This window comes from Candidatus Thioglobus sp., assembly GCF_028599055.1.
GTDB lineage: Bacteria > Pseudomonadota > Gammaproteobacteria > PS1 > Pseudothioglobaceae > Thioglobus_A.
Map to the genome: position 1 here is coordinate 1 of NZ_JAQRMS010000015.1, position 17,487 is coordinate 17,487.

Sequence of the window (17,487 nt, forward strand, 5' to 3'; positions counted from 1 at the left end):
CTGCATATAAAGATTTGGCATTTTCAGTCTTATCAGCAGAGCGAAGTTCAATGAAATTTTCCGCACTCTCTGCACTCTCTGCACTCTCTGACTGATGATAGAATAAATTTGTCGGTTTAATTAACTCACCTTGTTGGGTGATATAGCCTTGGCAATTAGTGGCTTTTGGGGGTGTACAATCAATATTTTGCCAATGGGTTGCCACTTGATGGGTGGTAATATGTATGTCGATAACATCCAACAATGAGCGCTTTACTTGTGCAGTTAACACCCAAGGTTGCTGTTCAAGTGTTTGTTTAATGTTGGGTAAATCTAATTGATGTAACTCTACCACCAAAGGTTTTATTTGCTGCTCTAAGGTAGTTTGAGAGACAAGCTCAGGATGATCAATAGACCAGTTTAATGCTACCTTAAGTAAGTTGGTAGGATTATAGTGTTTCCAGCCCCAAGCAATTAAAGCGATCAAGGTTATCAATAGTATTGGTTTAATCCAATGCTTAATGAGTTGACGCGCTGAGCGTCTACGTCTATTACGTTTTTTAAACTTCATTCGCTATTTGTTTAACGAGTTGGTTAAAATCGATATGAGCTGCTTCAGCGGCCATGGGCACCAAAGAGTGAGAAGTCATACCCGGCACTGTATTAATCTCGAGCAAAAAAGGCTGGTTGTTTTTATCCATAATAAAATCTACCCTGCCCCAGCCCGATGCACCAATGGTCTTGAATGCTTTAAGGGCTAGTGTTTGCAGGTGGCGTTCTGCTTCGGCATCTAAGCCGCAAGGGCAGAGGTATTGAGTGGTGTTGGAATGATATTTGGACTCATAATTATAGAAATCTTGATCGGAGACAATCTTAATTACCGGCAAGGTTTTGTCGCCCAAAATAGCCACGGTATATTCATCGCCCTCAATCCATTGCTCAATTAACACTTGATTGTCATATTGCCAGGCTAATTCGAGTGCATTGGTCAATTGACTGTGCTCACTTACCTTACTAATACCAATGCTAGATCCTTCACACACTGGTTTTACTGCCCAAGGAAGTGGGAAGTTAATCAAAGGGACGGGGTTGTTTTTAATGGCTAAGGCAGAGCTGGCAAGTGGCAAGCTGGCAGTTGCCCAAAACTGTTTACTTAAGTGTTTGTTCATACCTTGTGCGCTGGCACTCGCATTAGAGCCGGTGTAGGCAATGTTTCGACTTTCTAGCTGTTGTTGAATGAAGCCGTCTTCGCCACCACGACCATGTAGAACGATAAAGGCTAGATCAAAGGTAGTTTGCCAAAGTTGATCAAGATTATCACCTTGCCAGTCAAACTTAAAGCAGGGGATATGTTGATTGGTTAAGGCTTGATAAACTGCTTCACCACTTTTTAATGACACCGATCGTTCGGCTGAGTTGCCACCCATTAATACAGCAATCATATAATTATTAATTCAGTTTCCAAGTTAATATTAAACTTAGATTTTACGGTTTGTTGAATGTGAGTAATGAGGTTTTCAATATCACTGGCCGTTGCTTTGTTTTGATTAATGATGAAATTGGCATGCTTGTTAGAAACACAAGCGCCACCAATGCAATACCCTTTAAGGTTGGCTTGCTCAATAAGCTCTGCGGCATATTGACCAGGTGGATTTTTAAACACACTGCCACAGCTAGGTAAGCCAATCGGTTGCGAGGCGTTTCTTTTGAGTAGCAATTGTTTAACATCTTGATCAGATTTTTCAGTGTTAAAAGCCAGTTTGGCGGTGACAAAAAATTCATCAGCGTGTTTTGGTGTTACTTGTCGGTAGCTAATGTTGAATTCATCAACCGAGCGCCAAAATGTCTCACCAGATGAATTCATGGTTTGCACTTGCACAACGTATTGCCAAAATTCTGATCCAAAAGCACCAGCATTCATGGCTAATGCACCACCAACAGTGCCTGGAATTGCGCTTAAAAACTCTCCACCATATTGATGTTGAGAGTGAATAAAGCGCGATAGTTTGGCTAATGTTGTGCCTGCACTAACGCTAATAGTGGATTGGTTAATTGATAGAGCGTTGAGCTGAGTAAGCTTAACAACAACCCCATTAAAGCCTTGATCACGAATGAGTAGATTACTACCCAGGCCAACAAAAACAACAGGCTGTGTATTGGTGGATAAAAAATCAGCTAATGCTTGAATGCTATTTGGTGTGAAAAAATCTTGAGCAAGTCCACCGCTACGCAAAGAGCAGTGTGAGGCCATTGGTTCATTATGCTTCAACACGGTAGGATTTAGCTGTAGTGCGTTTTTAATAAGCCGGGCAGGGTGTGAATATCACCTGCACCCAGGGTAAGCAATACATCGTTTTGACCGATAACATTAGGCAAAACGTCAATCACCTCTTGAGCTTCTTTAATAACAACCGGATCCAAAGAGGAGCGCAAGCGAATTGCTTCTGCTAATGTTGAGCTGCTAATGTGAGCAATAGGCTGTTCACTAGCGGGATAGATATCTAACAAAATTAAGCCGTCTGCATCCGATAAGCTGCGTGCAAAGTCATCAAATAAATCTCTGGTTCTGGAATAGCGATGTGGCTGGAAAATAACCACTAAGCGTTTATCAGGATAAGTATTTTTTAATGAGTTGAAAATTGCGTTAATCTCAACAGGATGATGACCATAATCATCAAACAGATCAATGGCCTGATGGTTGATGGTTAATTGTTGATGGTAGTCTAACCTTCGGGCGACACCAGTGAAATCACTCAAGGCAGATTGAATAATGCCAACCTCAATTTCAAGCTCACAACAAATGCCAATAGCAGCTAATGTATTTAGAATGTTGTGTTGGCCAATTAAGTTTAGCTGGACTGAGAAAGGCTGTTTGTAAAATGCATTGCTGTGAGTACAGCTTACGTCAAAATGCATTTGCATACCAACTTGGGTAATGTTGGTTGCGCGTATGTCAGCATTTGAGCTAATACCATAGCTGACTACGCTGCGATGAATGTCATTGATAATCGCGCCGACGCCATCGTCGTCTGAGCAAACAAGGCAGGTGCCGTAAAAAGGTAGGTTTGAAGTAAAGCTAACAAAAGCATCTTTTAGTTGCTGAAAATCGTTGTTGTAGGTCGCCATATGATCTTCATCAATATTGGTGATTACACTAAGCATGGGTTGCAAGTGTAAGAAAGAACCATCTGATTCGTCCGCCTCAGCAATCAGATAGTCGCTTTCGCCTAATTTTGCATTAATGCCGCTAGAGTTTAGAATGCCGCCGATGATATAAGTAGGATCTAATTGCGCACGATTTAAAATGTGAGTAATAATACTGGTTGTCGTGGTCTTTCCATGTGTGCCTGCCACTGCAATACCAAATCGAAAGCGCATAATTTCTGCCAGCATTTCTGCTCTAGGCACAATAGGAATGTGCTGTTGTTGCGCTGCAACTAGCTCAACATTCTGTGGATCAATGGCGCTAGAAACAACCACCGCTTGAACATTGCTTATTTGATCTTTATGGTGTTGGTAGTGAATTTTACAACCCATGCTTTCCAAGCGTTCGGTGATCTTATTTTTAGCAATATCAGAGCCAGAAATTTGATAGCCCAGATTATGCAGCACTTCGGCAATACCGCTCATACCAGAGCCACCAATACCAATAAAATGAATTTTACTAATTTTAGATTTGGAGACTTGTCTTAAATCTTTCATGCTTGAATAGCGCTGACGATGCAAATGACTTGAATTCCCTTGCCTTGTCCAAAAGCCGTGAGCCCTTCGCCCGTAGTGGCGGTGACGCCAACATCACTGGTTTTTAAGTTGAGCAGCTTTGCAATACTGGTTTTTATCTGATCAATTTTTGGAGAAATTTTTGGTACCAAGCATTCAATAGAGATAGCGACATGCTGTATCTCGAGATTGTTGAGTTCAGCCAGAGCTAGTTTTAAATATTCTTTACTATCAGTTACGCCTTGTTGGCATAACTCGTCAGCCCGCGCGCCTAATATATTAACCCCGGTTAATGATGAGATGGCATTGGTGAGCGCATGTAGTAGCACATCACCATCGCTATTGGCTCGCAAGCCCTGCTCATGATGAAAATCCACGCCAGCTAATAGTAGTGGTTTATTATTAGCTTCAAATGCGTGTGAGTCTTGCCCAAGTCCGGTTTTAAATTTCATCAGCTTAGATTGGTTTTTAAATAAAAATTTGCTAGCGCCAAGTCTTCGGGTGTGGTTATCTTAAGGTTTTGCTTAGAAGACTCAACTAAGAGTGATTGCAGCCCTATGTATTCCATGGCGCTAGCCTCATCGGTAATATTGATGTTGTCGGCATCGGCTGTTATCAACGCATTGAGCAGTGTACCAAATCGATACATTTGAGGTGTTTGCGCCTGCCAAAGATTACTTCGATCAACAGTGCTTTTGGTTAAGTTTTGATCTCCCAGCTTGATGGTGTCAACCACTTTGGTAGCTAGCAAGCCACCTGTATCCGTCTGTGTTACTTGTTCGATTAATCGTTTGATGTCATGAAGGCTAACGCAAGGTCGTGCAGCGTCGTGTACCAGCACCCAGTCAGAGTCTTTAACATGTGGTTTTAGGTCATTCAGCGCATTAATAACAGAATGATGGCGCTGCTCACCCCCTGTGGCGATTGCTAATAATTTTTCATGGGTATTAAAAGGTGAGTGTTGGAACGATTGGTCATTAGTGGCCAATGCAATAACGCAACCTTTGATACTTTCGATTGCCAATAAAGTTTTCAGAGTTTGATCTAGGACACTTAGTCCGTTATCTAACATTAGATATTGTTTGGCAACCTCTGCCTTCATGCGCGATCCAATGCCACTAGCAGGTATAACAAGATAGCATTGATCAGTTGACATAAAACACAGTTGTTAATTAGAGTAAATTTTATTATACCCAAGCAATAAGCACCCTTAAGAAAGGTTTATTCTGGTGTAGAAGTGCTGATTTGGTAGTATCGCTCACCCGATTTAATAAGACCAAATTTTTGACGAGCTATTGATTCTAAAATTTCTAATTTTTGATCTGATTTTGCCGCTAGCTCTAGACGCAACTGTTGATTTTCAAGGGATAACTGTTGATTTTGAGAAATCTGCTGATCTAAGGTGGATTGTTTGTTGTAAACGTCAAATGGAAAGTTGTTACTAATAAAATTCTGACGAAATAGGCTGACTAAAACAACCATCAGAATGATACTAATCCAATAGCGATAAAAAAAGCCAAATAAACTATTTGGCTTTTGATAACGCCGTTGAGTTTGGCGTAAATGCGGCTTGATTTTCAAGCTAGTGGCTAAAGTTTAACCATCTGCAAGATTTTTACCATCTTTAGCATCTTGCGAAAACATCCAAATAGCGCCACCAATGATATAGATGGTAGAAAAAATAACGGCAAGGGCAGCAATATATTGAGCTGTACCAGAAATTACTTCAGTGTATGACAAAAGAATTAATGCAAGTGGCACGACAAGTGTTACTGCCAAAGTTCCAATCATTAAGATGTTGCCTCTTACACCGCTGTTATCTACTGTTGCGCTCATGTTATCTCCCTTGTATAAAATTAATTGAAATTATTATATCACAGATATTTTTTACTTTATTGATGTAAATCAATTTTTTATCAATAAAGTGTTGGAAAGCTTGTCGTGCCAACTTAAATTATCTTTATTGAATAATTGATAAATAAACCCGAGTCCAAATACTGAAAATGAAGCCAACCCTAGTGTAAATCTAACAAAGGCCTGTGAATGGGTAATATTTTGCTGATTGTGTTGGATCACTTGAAATTTCCAAGCTTTCATGCCAATTGTTTGCCTGCCTTTTACCCAAGATAGTGCAAAGTATAAATACACTGTTGGCAGGGTGATTAAGTATAAAAAGGCATTACCAATATCGTCAAAAATAGCGATAACAATCATACCAACAAAAAATACCAATGAAAAGGCTAGAAAGGCGTCATAAATGATTGCACCTAATCGGCGCAGCAAAGAAACATTAGATTTCATGATTAAATAATAAGTTAGGATTAACGACGGTTTGATTTAGATAGACACCAAAATGCAAATGTGGTCCGGTGGCTCGACCAGTTTGACCGATGGTACCAATAACTTCTCCCTGTGCGAGTAGTTGCCCTGGTTCGACCAATCGTTTATTGAGATGAATATAAACACTAATCAATCCTTGCCCATGGTCGATAAAAACAGCATTCCCGTTAAAAAAGAAGTTGTCACTGATAATCACTCGCCCAGCCGCCGCCGCTTTAATCTCAGTACCAATATCACCCGCATAATCAACACCGGTGTGTGGGCGCCTGGCCTGTCCATTGTAAAAACGTTTAAATCCAAAAGGACTGGTCATAACGCCGTCAACAGGGCGAATAAGGTTTGTATTGGATAGTTGTTCATTAGAAAATGTTTGCCTAGCCTTAGATAAGATAGGGCGCTCGCGTTTAATTCTATCCATGTGAGCAAGATTTGGATTGACGTATTTTTTCTTTTTTCCAGTTAGGGTAATGTGTTGTTCTTGGTAGCCATGATCAGAAATATCAAAATTCACATGGCGCTCAGAAAAGTCCTTGATGGTAAGTTGTTTTTGACCAATTTTAGCTAAGAGTGGAATGCCAACCAACGCTTGCCAGTGGGTATCGTTTATGTGTTGCACGTACACCGGAACTTTGCTGTAATAAGCGCTAGGATTAGCGTGATTAGTTTGAAAATCAATCACAGCAATACCGCCTGGAATTGGCGTATTGGCCACGCTCAATATGGCTAGTGCATTAAAAGGAATGAGTAGCAGTAAATATTTAATGTGTTTCAATTTTTTCAACCTTGGTGACGATAGTGCCATCTGTTAGTCGTGTGGTAATAAGCTGTTTAGGACTTACTTGATTAACGGATGTTAACACGTTATTTTGTTCATTGGTGGTGATGCTGTAACCTCTAGACAAAGTACTGAGTGGCGATAAGTGCCCTAAAGCATTAGCATGATTGGCCAAGCTATTTTTATATTGGGAGACATGTTGTTGTGTGGCCTGCATGAGTCGCTTATTTAGCTCAGAAAGTGCGTTTGAATTATGTTCAAGTAGTCGACTCATGTGCTGATCAAGCTGATTAGCTGATACTTTATTTAGAGTAATAGCTTGTTGAATACGCGCGCTAGGTGAATGCTGTTTTAATTTAGAAAATAGGGTGCTTAGCCGGGATTCAAGCTGGTTAGTTTTAAGTGTTGCGCTAGCATTTAATCGATAAGATAGATAATCTAATTGTTGAGAAAGTAAATTAATAATCTTGTCTGGAGTGACAATTCGCAGGCGTAATTGCTCAAGTTGTGCTTGCTGCTGCTGTTGGTACTGTGAGGCGCATTGTTGTAGCGCTTTGAAATGTTTCTCTAGTTGAGATAATAATTCCAATCGGTCAGGGGTGGCCATCATGGCGGCCGCACTAGGTGTGGGTGCGCGTACATCAGAGACAAAATCCACCATGGTGGTGTCGGTTTCGTGACCCACAGCACTAATCACTGGCGTGTTAATGCTAACAATGGTTCGAGCTAATGACTCTTCATTGAAATTCCATAAGTCTTCTAGTGAGCCACCACCCCTGGCTAAAATAATAACGTCGCATCGACTATCGTGATCAGCTGCTAACAACGCTTGAATAATTTTTTCAGCCGCGCCATCTCCTTGTACGGGTGTATCAAATAATAAAATATCAGCAAACGGATAGCGTTTATGTAATACTCGGATAATATCTTGAATGACTGCACCTGTTGAAGATGAGACAACACCAATGGTTTGAACTTGTTTAGGAAGTGGTTTCTTGCGGGCCAAATCAAACAAGCCTTCAGCTGAGAGTTTGTTTTTAAGTTGTTCAAAAGCCAAATTTAAATTACCCACACCGACTGGCTCAACATGCTGAATAATTAGTTGAAAATCACCCCTGGCTTCGTACAAAGTTGGCGCAGCTCGCACCAAAACTTCCAGGCCATTTTCAGGGGTAAATTTAATATTACGCTGATTAAGCCTAAATAGGGCGCAACGAATTTGTCCTTTGTTATCTTTTAAAGAAAAATACCAATGCCCAGACGCAGGGCGGGCTAGATTAGAAATTTCACCTTGCAACCAGCAAGTGGGAATATTGTCTTCAACGGTTTTATTGCACAACGATAAAAAATCAGAGACCGTGTAAATTTCGTCTAAATTAAACATGGGCTATTGTTTAAGTAGTGCAAAAACAGCACCACTGCCACCATCTTTATCAGGGCACGAATTAAAAGCGATTACTTGTGGATGCTGATTAAGAAAACTAACCACTTGAGTTTTTAAAATGCTCATGCCATTTTCACTGTGATAGCCTTTTCCGTGAATAATCTGGATAAATGGCTCATGCTGATGATGATGCATGAATTGACTCATAGACTCACAAGCCTCAGTAACTATTTGCCCATGAAGGTCTAGTGTCGCTGTGTAATCAATATCGCCACGCTTCATTTTTTTAATCAGTTTGGGAGAAAGGCCGTTTTTTGCATAACTCACTATTTCTGAGCCGTTTAATCGAGCTTCGGTGATATAACTATAAGCTGTGAATGCAGGTAGGTTGACCTGATTGGTAGTGCGAGCACCAGCATCTTTATCAATCGGCGCATTGGCATCAATTGTGGATCTGAATAATTGTTTATCGTCTTCGTTGATTGATGTCATACAGGTATAAAAAAAGCCCTCAAAAGAGGGCCTTATTATAGCAAACTAACTATTTAAATTAGAGTGCTTTGATCTGTGTATTAAGACGAGACTTTTTTCTAGCTGCTTGGTTTTTATTCATTAAACCTTTGCTAACTGCTTGGTCAATCATTTTTTGCATTGCACCAAAACCACCTTGAGCTTCTTCTTTGTTGCCAGCTTCTAATGCGTAAGTTACCTTCTTGATAAATGTGCGAACTTTAGCGCGAATTTGTGAATTGTGCTTGTTGCGTTTTGTTGCTTGTCTTGCGCGTTTTTTTGAACCTGCTGAATTAGCCATCTTGTTATTTGAGTGTTAAATATTTAAAGGCGTAATTATAAAGTCTTAGTGGGTAAAAGTCTAGTGGCAATTTAAAATTTAAATCACAATAGTTATTGGTTAATCTTTTACTAAATAAATGGGCTTATCAAGTGTATCAATCGCAGCTAGCATTTTGCGTTTGTTAACAATTAAATGCCAAGTTTTGCCACCTTGAGACTTCCATAAAGACACAGCGCGTATACCAGATAGCAACAAAGCCCTAATATGATTAGCAGTACGTGTATTAGATAGATACGTCTGCTCTCCTTTAACCATAATTCTTGGATTGAGTTCGCCCAAGGTATTTTTATATAATTCACCTAATCTGGCAATAGAGTTGCCATGAGTAATTTCAAAAAAATCTTGTTTATTGAGTGCGTTAATTTCAGTGGTAATGGTGTCTAATAGTGCCGGGTTCTTCATTAATTTTTTTTCAAGATTTATTAATGACAAGGCGTAGAAGACAACAGTTTGTATAGACTTTGTTTGCTTACCTAAGGCAATTCTTAAAGCTTTCATGCCAATAGACAATTGAGACTGGGCATCAAACACCTCTTCAACTTTGGTGCTGGTTGATAAGATGCTGGCTAAACTGGCACTAGAACCTTTTGTGTCACAGCTACCACTAGAGGCAAGTTGATCAACTAGTGTGGCACTTTGCAGAACACCAGCCAGTGCCAAAATTTGATTATTTAGGTTATTCATTATTTCTTTGCTCGATAATTGCACCGCCTAAGCAAACATCATCTTGATAAAAAACGATAGATTGCCCTGGTGTTATAGCTCTTTGTGGTTGGTCAAAAATTACTTCAATTTGGTTATTTTTTGGGATTATTTTACAATCCTGAGAAGCTTGTCGATAACGAATTTTAGCCTGACAGGTTAAGGGTAGATTGGGTTTTTTATCAATCCAGTGATTTTTTGAAGTGCTTAGTTTGTTGTGATACAACAAAGGGTGATCACCCTGAACAACTAACAGTTCATTAGTATCAACGCGTTTGTCAGCCACAAACCAGGGCTCTGGCGAATCACTAAAGCCGCCACCAATCTCTAGGCCTTTTCGTTGGCCAATGGTATAAAAAGCCAAGCCTTGATGTTGCTTAATAACTTGCCCATGCTCATCAACCATATTGCCAGGTTGATTGGGTAGATAGGTTTTTAAAAATTCGGAAAAATTACGCTCACCAATAAAACAAATTCCGGTTGAATCTTTTTTATCAGCTGTAATTAGATCATGCTCTGTGGCAATTTCCCGTACACGTGTTTTGCTAATTTCACCCAGTGGAAATAAGCTTTTACTAAGCTGATATTGGCCAAGTAGATATAGGAAATAGCTTTGGTCTTTGTTATCATCCAAGCCTGTTCTTAGTTGATAAGTATTGTTTTGCTGGGTGATTCTTGCATAGTGCCCTGTGGCAATTTTATCTGCTCCTAATGACAGTGCATAGTCAAGAAACACCTTAAATTTTATTTTTTGATTGCACAACACATCGGGATTAGGTGTTCTGCCTTTTTTGTGCTCTTGCAGAAAGTCTTCAAATACATCATCCCAATAATCTGCTGAGAAATTTTTTGTATGAAGTTTAACGCCGAGTTTGTCAGCTACCTTTTGGGCATCAGATAAGTCTTGCTCGGCAGTACAGTAACCGTCTTTATCATCCTCATCCCAATTTTTCATAAACAGCGCTTCTACCTCATAACCCTGTTCTAATAGCATGATTGTGGCAACGGAGGAGTCTACGCCACCAGAAAGACCAACAATGATTTTCTCTTGTTTATTCAAAGATCTCGTACGCCTGAACAATGCGTTGTACTAATTTATGTCTAACAACATCACGCGAACTAAAATGACAAAAAGAAATTTTCGACTCATTTTCTAAAACTTTCATCGCGTGAAGTAGACCTGATTGATTAGGCTTGGCTAAGTCAATTTGAGTAATATCACCGGTGATAACCATCTTTGAGCCAAAGCCCATACGGGTTAAGAACATTTTCATTTGTTCAGTGGTGGTATTTTGTGCCTCATCTAAGATAATAAAAGACTCATTTAGGGTGCGACCACGCATAAAGGCCAGTGGCGCTACTTCAATAATATTTTTATCCAGTAGTTTTGCTACTTTTTCAAAACCCATCATTTCATACAAAGCGTCATAAATAGGGCGTAGGTAAGGATCAACTTTTTCAGTAAGATCACCGGGTAAAAATCCGAGTTTTTCGCCAGCTTCAACTGCAGGGCGCACCAGCACAATACGTCTAACATCTGATCGTTCCAATGCTTCAACAGCACGTGCAACAGCCAAATAAGTTTTGCCTGTTCCTGCAGGGCCAATGCCAAACGTACAGTCTTGTTTTTTAATGGCTTTAACGTAGTGTTGTTGATTGCGCGAACGCACATGAATAAATTTTCGTTTGGTTTTAATGTTGACTGACTCATCTGGCAAATCGTCATGTGTATAAGCTTTAATACTCATTTCAACATCATGTGCACTAATGGTTTGAGTTTTGGCCAATAAGCTTAAATCTTGCAATACGCGAGCAGCCATGTGCTTATTATCACCTTGGATGACAAATTCCTCACCCTTGTTATTAATTTCCACATCTAGGCTTTTGGCGATAGATTCTAAATTACGGTCAAATGAGCCGCAAACGCTAGCCAACTGTTCAGAATGATCAACGTCAAGGGTTATGTGCATAGCTCACCTACTAAAGAATTACCACGAGCGCCGGTAATTTTCACATCAACAATTTGGCCAATGAGTGATTCGTCGCCCTTAAAATGCGTATTGCGCATATTTTCAGTTCGCCCAAATAAATTATCATCTTTTCGAGCTTTGTTTTCAACCAACACTTTTTGAGTGCTACCCACCATGGATTTAGAAATGACCTCAGTGGATTCATCGATGGTTTTTTGAACCAGGGCAAGCCTGTCTTTTTTAATTTGCATATCAACATCATCTACAAAATTACCCGCTGGTGTGCCAGGACGGGCTGAATAGATAAAGCTAAAGGATTTATCAAAACCAATATCATTGATAAGCTTCATGGTGTCATTAAAATCTTGATCATTTTCACCTGGGAAACCAATAATAAAGTCGCTTGATATGGAAATATCGGGGCGAATTTCACGCAGTTTTCTAATTTTAGACTTGTATTCGATGGCCATATGGCCACGTTTCATCAATCCTAATATTTTGTCAGAACCGCTTTGAACAGGTAGGTGAAGATGCGAAACCAATTCTGGCACCTCAGCATAAGCTTCAATTAACGAGTCTGAAAATTCAACGGGGTGTGAAGTGGTGTAGCGAATGCGATCAATACCTTCAATTTGCGCCACAATATTAATCAGCAGCGCCAAGTCGGCCATGGTGCCATCATCCATTTCACCTTGATAGGCATTAACATTTTGGCCTAATAAATTAACTTCACGCACCCCTTGGCTGGCTAGCACTTCTACTTCCTTAATTACGTCATTGAAAGGGCGGGAAACTTCTTCACCCCGAGTGTAAGGTACCACGCAAAACGTACAATATTTACTACAGCCTTCCATGATCGATACAAAGGCACTTACACCGTTTGACTCAGGCTCAGGTAGATGATCAAATTTTTCAATTTCTGGGAATGAAATATCAATACTGGTTTGTTTGTTACCCAGTACATCATTCAGCATGGTTGGCAGGCGGTGCAAGGTTTGTGGACCGAAAATAATATCTACATATGGGGCTCGTTTTAAGATGAGCTCGCCTTCTTGAGAGGCAACACAACCACCCACACCAATCACTAAATTAGGATTTTTTTCTTTGAGTTTGCGCCAACGCCCCAATTGATGAAATAATTTCTCCTGGGCTTTTTCACGAATGGAGCAGGTATTGAGTAGTAGTACATCAGCTTCATCAGCACTATCTGTTAGTGTTAAGTTGTGCGAGTGCTTAAGTACGTTGATCATTTGATCAGAGTCGTACTCATTCATCTGACAGCCAAATGTGCGAATATGTAGTTTATTCATGTTTTAAGTCTTGCGGCTACGATTCAGGGTTTTGCTGGATGTGTAGCGTTTGTGTTGGGTAGGCGATTTCAGCCTGATGCTGTTCAATAATATTAGCCACCTCAATTAAGATAGCTTGTTTAATTTTTTGATACTCGCTTTTACTGGTGGTATTGGTAAAGGCGTAGATATTAAAATCAATGGATGATGCATTAAAGTAATTAAAGTAAACACGTAACGCTTGGCTTTGATCAATATCTTTGTGTGTTTTAAGTAGGTTTTCTACCGCATCAACAATTGCAGGCATTTGCTTAATATCGTCATAACGAATACCCACCACTTCCTTAATGCGACGATTAGTCATGCGTGATGGGGTTTCGATTGGGATGGAGGCAAAGATTGAATTTGGGATATAAACCGGATTCTTGCTAAAAGTACGAATCCGTGTCATGCGCCAGCCGATTTTCTCTACCGTACCTTCAAAATCACTAGAGCGAATCCAATCACCCGTTGAAAACGGTTTATCCATTTGCAACATAAGTCCGCCAAAAATATTTGACAACATATCTTTAGCGGCGAAACCCATCACAATACCACCCACACCACCAAAGGTGAGTAAGCTAGAAATAGAGAAACCTAAGAACTGAGCAACACCCAATAGAATGGCAGTTACTATTAGAATTTTAATCAGTCTGGAAAAAAGCCTAACTGAATCATTGTCAACATTATTTTCTTTTTCGATTAAGTAAGTTTCAACGCCTGATATAACGCGAACAATTCCCCAAGTAATAATAAAGATTGGAGTAATATCGATATATTCGACAACCATAGTTAGTGCTTGAATTTGATCTTTGAAAGCATTAATAGAAAAATACAACCAGCCAAACCAAATCAGCACTTTTAGTGGCATGGAAGCGGCCTTAATTAGATGATCATCCAACTGGTTTTTGGTTCGTCCGGCGTGCTTTGCTACTTGTGCCAAGATGAAGCCTAAGATAATATGAGCAACTAACGCCACAGCAAATAAAATACCTGTGGCTTGGTAAGGTGTCATGTTTTGTAAGAAATCATTCATAAGCTGTATTTTAGCGCTTATTTTAAGTATTTGAGCGGATTAATTGCTTGATCAAACTTCTTCATTTCAAAGTAAAAAGGCTGATCGTTAGTGTTTGCAATCACATCGCCTTTTTTAACTTGATCTCCTAGTGATGCTTGTAATGCTTGGGTTTGTGTATAAATACTGCTAAATCCTAGTGGATGACGAATAATAATTATGGTGCCATCACTTTTTATTTTATCGCCAATATAGACGACTTTGCCATCTCGAATACTACGAATGGCTTGACCATTATGCGTGGCAAACACCACTCCTGGTTTTTGCTTGCTAAACGTTTGGCTAACTTTGGCATTAACTGGAATACGCCAATTTGTGGTTTTTTTCGCTATTTTTTTAACGGTTTTTTTATTATTATTTTTTGCTGAACTATCCGTTATTCGTGAAATTTTTTCAGGGATAGTGGCTCCCTCTAGGCGTTGGTGATTAATGTTTTCCAATTGGGAGGATTTTTCAACAACAATAACAGCCCGCTTAGGCGACTGAGAATAACAACCGCTTAAAGATAGTACAAGTGCAATGCTAAGTAATTTAATCCACATACCAAACGCCAAGAATAACAATAACAATCAGCCCATAGCCTAGGCGATCAATATATTTTTGTAACCATTGGTCACACGCATCGCCATAAGCTCGCACTAACCCAGCCACCAAATAATAACGTGCAGCTCGTGCAACGATTGAAATCGCCACAAAAGGCAGTATTGGCATCGCCATACTGCCAGCGCTAATCGTGGCTAGTTTGTAAGGAATGGGGCTAAAGGCGGCGATACCCACCACCCAAATACCATATTCGTCAAAAAAGCTTTTGATTAGCACAACTGATTCAGGCTTGACTAACTCATAGGTTAGTAAAAAATCTAATAGAATATCACCAAGGAAGTAGCCAGCCAATCCACCCAAAACAGAAAAAATGGTTGCAATCGAGGCAAAGGAATAAGCTTTATTGGGTTGTTTTAACGCCATAGGCGCTAAAAGAACATCAGGTGGCGGATAGGGCAATACGCTAGATTCTAAAAAACTAACCACAGATAACCAATAAACAGCAAAGCGGCTGTGCGCCCAATTTAAAGTGGTTTGATAAATCTTGGAAAAGATTTGCATCTAAGGCTAGTTGCCTTTCACCATTGGAAAACCTAGTGCCTCACGCGAGTCGTAATAAGTTTGTGCAACTTTTTGACTCATGGCACGTACGCGTCGAATAAAACGAGCACGATCTGTCACACTAATGGCGTGACGTGCATCAAGCAGGTTAAATAAGTGCGAAGCTTTCATGACTTGCTCATAAGCAGGATAAGGTAGTGCTTGTTCAATCAGTTGTTCGTTCATGGATTCAGCCTCATCAAACTGCTTGAAAAGTACATCGGTATCGGCAATTTCAAAGTTGTATTTTGATTGTTCCACCTCATTTTGATGGAATACATCGCCATAGCTAACACCTTTCGTCCAGACCAAATCAAATACTGAATCAACCCCTTGTAGATACATAGCAAGACGCTCTAGGCCGTAAGTTAGCTCACCCGCAACTGGCTTACAAGCCAAACCACCAACTTGTTGAAAATACGTAAATTGAGACACTTCCATGCCGTTAAGCCAAATCTCCCAGCCCAAACCCCAGGCGCCCAGTGTTGGCGATTCCCAATTATCTTCCACAAAGCGCACATCGTGTTTGGTTAAATCAATACCAATCTCTGCTAATGATTCTAAATATAAATCTTGGATATCTTTCGGAGACGGTTTAAGTATTACTTGAAATTGATAATAGTGCTGCAAGCGATTTGGATTTTCACCGTAACGACCATCCGTTGGACGACGTGACGGCTGCACGTAGGCTGATTTCCATGGCTCAGGGCCAATAGCGCGTAAGAAAGTTGCTGGATGAAAAGTGCCTGCACCCATTTCCATGTCAAAAGGTTGTAGCAATGTACAGCCTTTTGAGGCCCAAAAATTTTGTAATTTTAAAATTAAATTTTGAAAAGATGCAGTGGCATCAAGCGCTGACATTGACATATTAATTCAGTTAAATGAATGATTATAATTTAGAAAAATTTTACCGCATCAGCTATAAAGTGGTGAGGTATTTAAAAATCCGACAGACGACGAAAATGAGGGCTTTTTTATTTAAAGCTGAGAAGAATTAGTACAAGGGCATCTCTATAAACTCTGATAATTTTTGACAACGGAAAATTATTATAAGCGAAGTCAAATTATGAAAACCTAGTTATTCATAGGTTAAGTAATTTTACAAAGCTTATGGAAATTTTCCTAAGTCCTGAAAGGTAAGACTTATAAGTCTTTTAACGGTGTTAAATTTTCCAGCAATATGAATAACTATCACTTGAAAAATTATGCCTTGTTAAAAAACTTATAAGAACTTACAAAATCTTATCAGGGTTTGTAGAGGCACCCTTGAGCCCCCAAGATGCTAAAAAGTAATATGGAGATAAAACCTTCTTAGCAGTTATTAAATCGTTTTAGAAAATTGCGTTTTACTGCTGGCCAAATACGCATCGAACACCATGCAAATATTACGAATCAACAACTTACCTTTTTCTTGAACTTTAATCGACTGCGCATCTAAAACCAACAGCCCGTCTGTGTGCATTTCAGCCAATCAACCCGACCTAGGGAATTTAAAATAGAGTAAACTCTAAATAAATTTACTAGGCGGGTTATTGCCACGCCGTTATGCCCAAAAAGGAAAGTTACGAATCAAATGAATAAAAATGCCTTTCTCGATGCTAAAAATAGCCTGTTGATGGTCAGAATTCTTGCCCGCCTTGACATTGAACGTCCTGGTAATGAGTGGCTTGATAAAGTTATATCTGAAGTCGAAAATGCTAATGGATACCAAAAAAAGGTCCCTTTAGTTAATCAAACGGTATTTTTGTCGATGGCATATTCAACACTCGTATGGTTAAGAGAGTCATATTTCAAAAACAAAAAAGCAAAGAAGGCTCTATCAAATAGAGTAATGCCACTTTTTTCTAATCATAAAATCAAAATAGACAAAGGGGAAAAAGCCAAGGAAATAGGGGAAAAGGCACCAATTGAGTTTATTCGTAGAATACGTAATTCTTTAGGACATGCAAATGTATCAATTGAAGATAATTACTTTATTTTCTATGATGTTAACCCTAAAGAAAAGACCGACAGTGTGAAAATTAAAATGTCATGGCATGCCTTGGGTGAACTCACTGAAATGGTGATTGCTGCAGGTAATGATGTTCTTTTTGAATAAAAAGGGGGGACGCTACCCTTTTTTATAGGTGTCAAATTGTTTGATTTGGGCTTCGTCTAGCCCGAGTTCGATTTGCTTCTCGGGGCTGATATGGATGTAGTCATTCATAATATCAAGTTC

General features: G+C 39.6%; 23 protein-coding genes. 1 reads left to right on the forward strand and 22 read right to left on the reverse strand.

Going from position 1 to position 17,487, the window contains the following annotated elements; genetic code table 11:
* The 22 genes from PSN35_RS01970 to PSN35_RS02075 form a co-directional block, all read right to left on the reverse strand.
* The coding region (locus PSN35_RS01970) for an FtsQ-type POTRA domain-containing protein (protein ID WP_300028767.1) at positions 1-550 on the reverse strand (550 nt) is incomplete at its 3' end.
* Positions 540-1,421 (reverse strand): D-alanine--D-alanine ligase, encoded by an 882-nt coding sequence (locus PSN35_RS01975; RefSeq protein WP_300028769.1) that lies wholly within the window; start codon positions 1,419-1,421, stop codon positions 540-542. The genes PSN35_RS01975 and PSN35_RS01970, both read right to left, overlap by 11 nt.
* On the reverse strand, positions 1,418-2,251 hold the full coding sequence (murB, locus tag PSN35_RS01980; RefSeq protein ID WP_300028771.1) for a UDP-N-acetylmuramate dehydrogenase: 834 nt from the start codon (positions 2,249-2,251) through the stop codon (positions 1,418-1,420). The genes PSN35_RS01975 and murB overlap by 4 nt, the downstream gene beginning before the upstream one ends.
* Positions 2,252-2,259: 8 nt before the next feature.
* Positions 2,260-3,681, reverse strand: coding sequence for a UDP-N-acetylmuramate--L-alanine ligase (gene murC / locus PSN35_RS01985; protein ID WP_300028773.1), 1,422 nt, complete (start codon positions 3,679-3,681; stop codon positions 2,260-2,262).
* Positions 3,678-4,151 (reverse strand): 2-C-methyl-D-erythritol 2,4-cyclodiphosphate synthase, encoded by a 474-nt coding sequence (gene ispF, locus PSN35_RS01990; protein ID WP_300028775.1) that lies wholly within the window; start codon positions 4,149-4,151, stop codon positions 3,678-3,680. Before ispF ends, murC begins: the two co-directional genes overlap by 4 nt.
* Positions 4,151-4,855 carry a 2-C-methyl-D-erythritol 4-phosphate cytidylyltransferase gene (gene ispD, locus PSN35_RS01995; RefSeq protein ID WP_300028777.1) on the reverse strand — a complete coding sequence of 235 codons (705 nt, stop codon included), beginning with the start codon at positions 4,853-4,855 and terminating at the stop codon, positions 4,151-4,153. The genes ispF and ispD overlap by 1 nt, the downstream gene beginning before the upstream one ends.
* A 65-nt stretch (positions 4,856-4,920) precedes the next feature.
* Positions 4,921-5,280: a septum formation initiator family protein gene (locus PSN35_RS02000; RefSeq protein ID WP_300028779.1), complete on the reverse strand. Its 360-nt coding sequence runs from the start codon at positions 5,278-5,280 to the stop codon at positions 4,921-4,923.
* A 15-nt stretch (positions 5,281-5,295) separates the two neighbouring features.
* A complete protein-coding gene (locus PSN35_RS02005; protein WP_300028781.1) occupies positions 5,296-5,535 on the reverse strand; it encodes a hypothetical protein in 240 nt (79 codons plus the stop codon).
* A gap of 69 nt (positions 5,536-5,604) precedes the next feature.
* On the reverse strand, positions 5,605-6,000 hold the full coding sequence (locus PSN35_RS02010; RefSeq protein ID WP_300028783.1) for an RDD family protein: 396 nt from the start codon (positions 5,998-6,000) through the stop codon (positions 5,605-5,607).
* Positions 5,990-6,811 carry a peptidoglycan DD-metalloendopeptidase family protein gene (locus tag PSN35_RS02015; RefSeq protein WP_300028785.1) on the reverse strand — a complete coding sequence of 274 codons (822 nt, stop codon included), beginning with the start codon at positions 6,809-6,811 and terminating at the stop codon, positions 5,990-5,992. Before PSN35_RS02015 ends, PSN35_RS02010 begins: the two co-directional genes overlap by 11 nt.
* Positions 6,798-8,198, reverse strand: coding sequence for an exodeoxyribonuclease VII large subunit (xseA, locus tag PSN35_RS02020; protein ID WP_300028787.1), 1,401 nt, complete (start codon positions 8,196-8,198; stop codon positions 6,798-6,800). The genes PSN35_RS02015 and xseA overlap by 14 nt, the downstream gene beginning before the upstream one ends.
* 3 nt (positions 8,199-8,201) lie before the next feature.
* A complete protein-coding gene (locus PSN35_RS02025) occupies positions 8,202-8,690 on the reverse strand; it encodes a Smr/MutS family protein (protein ID WP_300028789.1) in 489 nt (162 codons plus the stop codon).
* Between the two features lie 58 nt (positions 8,691-8,748).
* Positions 8,749-9,009, reverse strand: coding sequence for a 30S ribosomal protein S20 (gene rpsT, locus PSN35_RS02030; RefSeq protein ID WP_300028791.1), 261 nt, complete (start codon positions 9,007-9,009; stop codon positions 8,749-8,751).
* A 99-nt stretch (positions 9,010-9,108) separates the two neighbouring features.
* Positions 9,109-9,735 (reverse strand): high frequency lysogenization protein HflD, encoded by a 627-nt coding sequence (gene hflD / locus PSN35_RS02035; protein WP_300028793.1) that lies wholly within the window; start codon positions 9,733-9,735, stop codon positions 9,109-9,111.
* Positions 9,728-10,813: a tRNA 2-thiouridine(34) synthase MnmA gene (mnmA, locus tag PSN35_RS02040; protein ID WP_300028795.1), complete on the reverse strand. Its 1,086-nt coding sequence runs from the start codon at positions 10,811-10,813 to the stop codon at positions 9,728-9,730. The genes hflD and mnmA overlap by 8 nt, the downstream gene beginning before the upstream one ends.
* Complete coding sequence (locus tag PSN35_RS02045; protein ID WP_300028797.1) at positions 10,806-11,723, reverse strand: PhoH family protein; 918 nt, start codon at positions 11,721-11,723, stop codon at positions 10,806-10,808. Before PSN35_RS02045 ends, mnmA begins: the two co-directional genes overlap by 8 nt.
* A complete protein-coding gene (gene miaB, locus PSN35_RS02050; RefSeq protein WP_300028799.1) occupies positions 11,714-13,033 on the reverse strand; it encodes a tRNA (N6-isopentenyl adenosine(37)-C2)-methylthiotransferase MiaB in 1,320 nt (439 codons plus the stop codon). The genes PSN35_RS02045 and miaB overlap by 10 nt, the downstream gene beginning before the upstream one ends.
* A 16-nt stretch (positions 13,034-13,049) precedes the next feature.
* Complete coding sequence (locus PSN35_RS02055; protein ID WP_300028801.1) at positions 13,050-14,087, reverse strand: mechanosensitive ion channel family protein; 1,038 nt, start codon at positions 14,085-14,087, stop codon at positions 13,050-13,052.
* Positions 14,088-14,104: 17 nt separating this feature from the next.
* Positions 14,105-14,668, reverse strand: a complete 564-nt coding sequence (locus tag PSN35_RS02060; protein WP_300028803.1) for a murein hydrolase activator EnvC — start codon at positions 14,666-14,668, stop codon at positions 14,105-14,107.
* Complete coding sequence (locus PSN35_RS02065) at positions 14,658-15,230, reverse strand: YqaA family protein (RefSeq protein ID WP_300028805.1); 573 nt, start codon at positions 15,228-15,230, stop codon at positions 14,658-14,660. Before PSN35_RS02065 ends, PSN35_RS02060 begins: the two co-directional genes overlap by 11 nt.
* Before the next feature lie 6 nt (positions 15,231-15,236).
* The gene (gene glyQ / locus PSN35_RS02070) at positions 15,237-16,136 is read right to left on the reverse strand and encodes a glycine--tRNA ligase subunit alpha (RefSeq protein ID WP_300028807.1); all 900 of its coding nucleotides are present in this window, start codon (positions 16,134-16,136) and stop codon (positions 15,237-15,239) included.
* Positions 16,137-16,590: 454 nt separating this feature from the next.
* Positions 16,591-16,740 (reverse strand): hypothetical protein, encoded by a 150-nt coding sequence (locus PSN35_RS02075; RefSeq protein WP_300028809.1) that lies wholly within the window; start codon positions 16,738-16,740, stop codon positions 16,591-16,593.
* 102 nt (positions 16,741-16,842) lie between these two features.
* Between PSN35_RS02075 and PSN35_RS02080 the strand changes: the two genes are divergently transcribed.
* Complete coding sequence (locus PSN35_RS02080; protein WP_300028808.1) at positions 16,843-17,367, forward strand: HEPN family nuclease; 525 nt, start codon at positions 16,843-16,845, stop codon at positions 17,365-17,367.
* Positions 17,368-17,487: the final 120 nt, after the last annotated feature.

Bases quoted from the DNA above. Each gene is read 5' to 3' on its own strand.
- PSN35_RS01975 (WP_300028769.1), bottom strand. From the start codon at position 1,421: ATGATTGCTGTATTAATGGGTGGCAACTCAGCCGAACGATCGGTGTCA.
- PSN35_RS02010 (WP_300028783.1), bottom strand. From the start codon at position 6,000: ATGAAATCTAATGTTTCTTTGCTGCGCCGATTAGGTGCAATCATTTAT.
- miaB (WP_300028799.1), bottom strand. From the start codon at position 13,033: ATGAATAAACTACATATTCGCACATTTGGCTGTCAGATGAATGAGTAC.
- PSN35_RS02060 (WP_300028803.1), bottom strand. From the start codon at position 14,668: ATGTGGATTAAATTACTTAGCATTGCACTTGTACTATCTTTAAGCGGT.
- hflD (WP_300028793.1), bottom strand. From the start codon at position 9,735: ATGAATAACCTAAATAATCAAATTTTGGCACTGGCTGGTGTTCTGCAA.
- PSN35_RS02080 (WP_300028808.1), top strand. From the start codon at position 16,843: ATGAATAAAAATGCCTTTCTCGATGCTAAAAATAGCCTGTTGATGGTC.
- rpsT (WP_300028791.1), bottom strand. From the start codon at position 9,009: ATGGCTAATTCAGCAGGTTCAAAAAAACGCGCAAGACAAGCAACAAAA.
- ispD (WP_300028777.1), bottom strand. From the start codon at position 4,855: ATGTCAACTGATCAATGCTATCTTGTTATACCTGCTAGTGGCATTGGA.
- PSN35_RS02045 (WP_300028797.1), bottom strand. From the start codon at position 11,723: ATGCACATAACCCTTGACGTTGATCATTCTGAACAGTTGGCTAGCGTT.
- xseA (WP_300028787.1), bottom strand. From the start codon at position 8,198: ATGTTTAATTTAGACGAAATTTACACGGTCTCTGATTTTTTATCGTTG.
- PSN35_RS02065 (WP_300028805.1), bottom strand. From the start codon at position 15,230: ATGCAAATCTTTTCCAAGATTTATCAAACCACTTTAAATTGGGCGCAC.
- PSN35_RS02055 (WP_300028801.1), bottom strand. From the start codon at position 14,087: ATGAATGATTTCTTACAAAACATGACACCTTACCAAGCCACAGGTATT.
- ispF (WP_300028775.1), bottom strand. From the start codon at position 4,151: ATGAAATTTAAAACCGGACTTGGGCAAGACTCACACGCATTTGAAGCT.
- PSN35_RS02005 (WP_300028781.1), bottom strand. From the start codon at position 5,535: ATGAGCGCAACAGTAGATAACAGCGGTGTAAGAGGCAACATCTTAATG.
- glyQ (WP_300028807.1), bottom strand. From the start codon at position 16,136: ATGTCAATGTCAGCGCTTGATGCCACTGCATCTTTTCAAAATTTAATT.
- murC (WP_300028773.1), bottom strand. From the start codon at position 3,681: ATGAAAGATTTAAGACAAGTCTCCAAATCTAAAATTAGTAAAATTCAT.
- PSN35_RS02025 (WP_300028789.1), bottom strand. From the start codon at position 8,690: ATGACATCAATCAACGAAGACGATAAACAATTATTCAGATCCACAATT.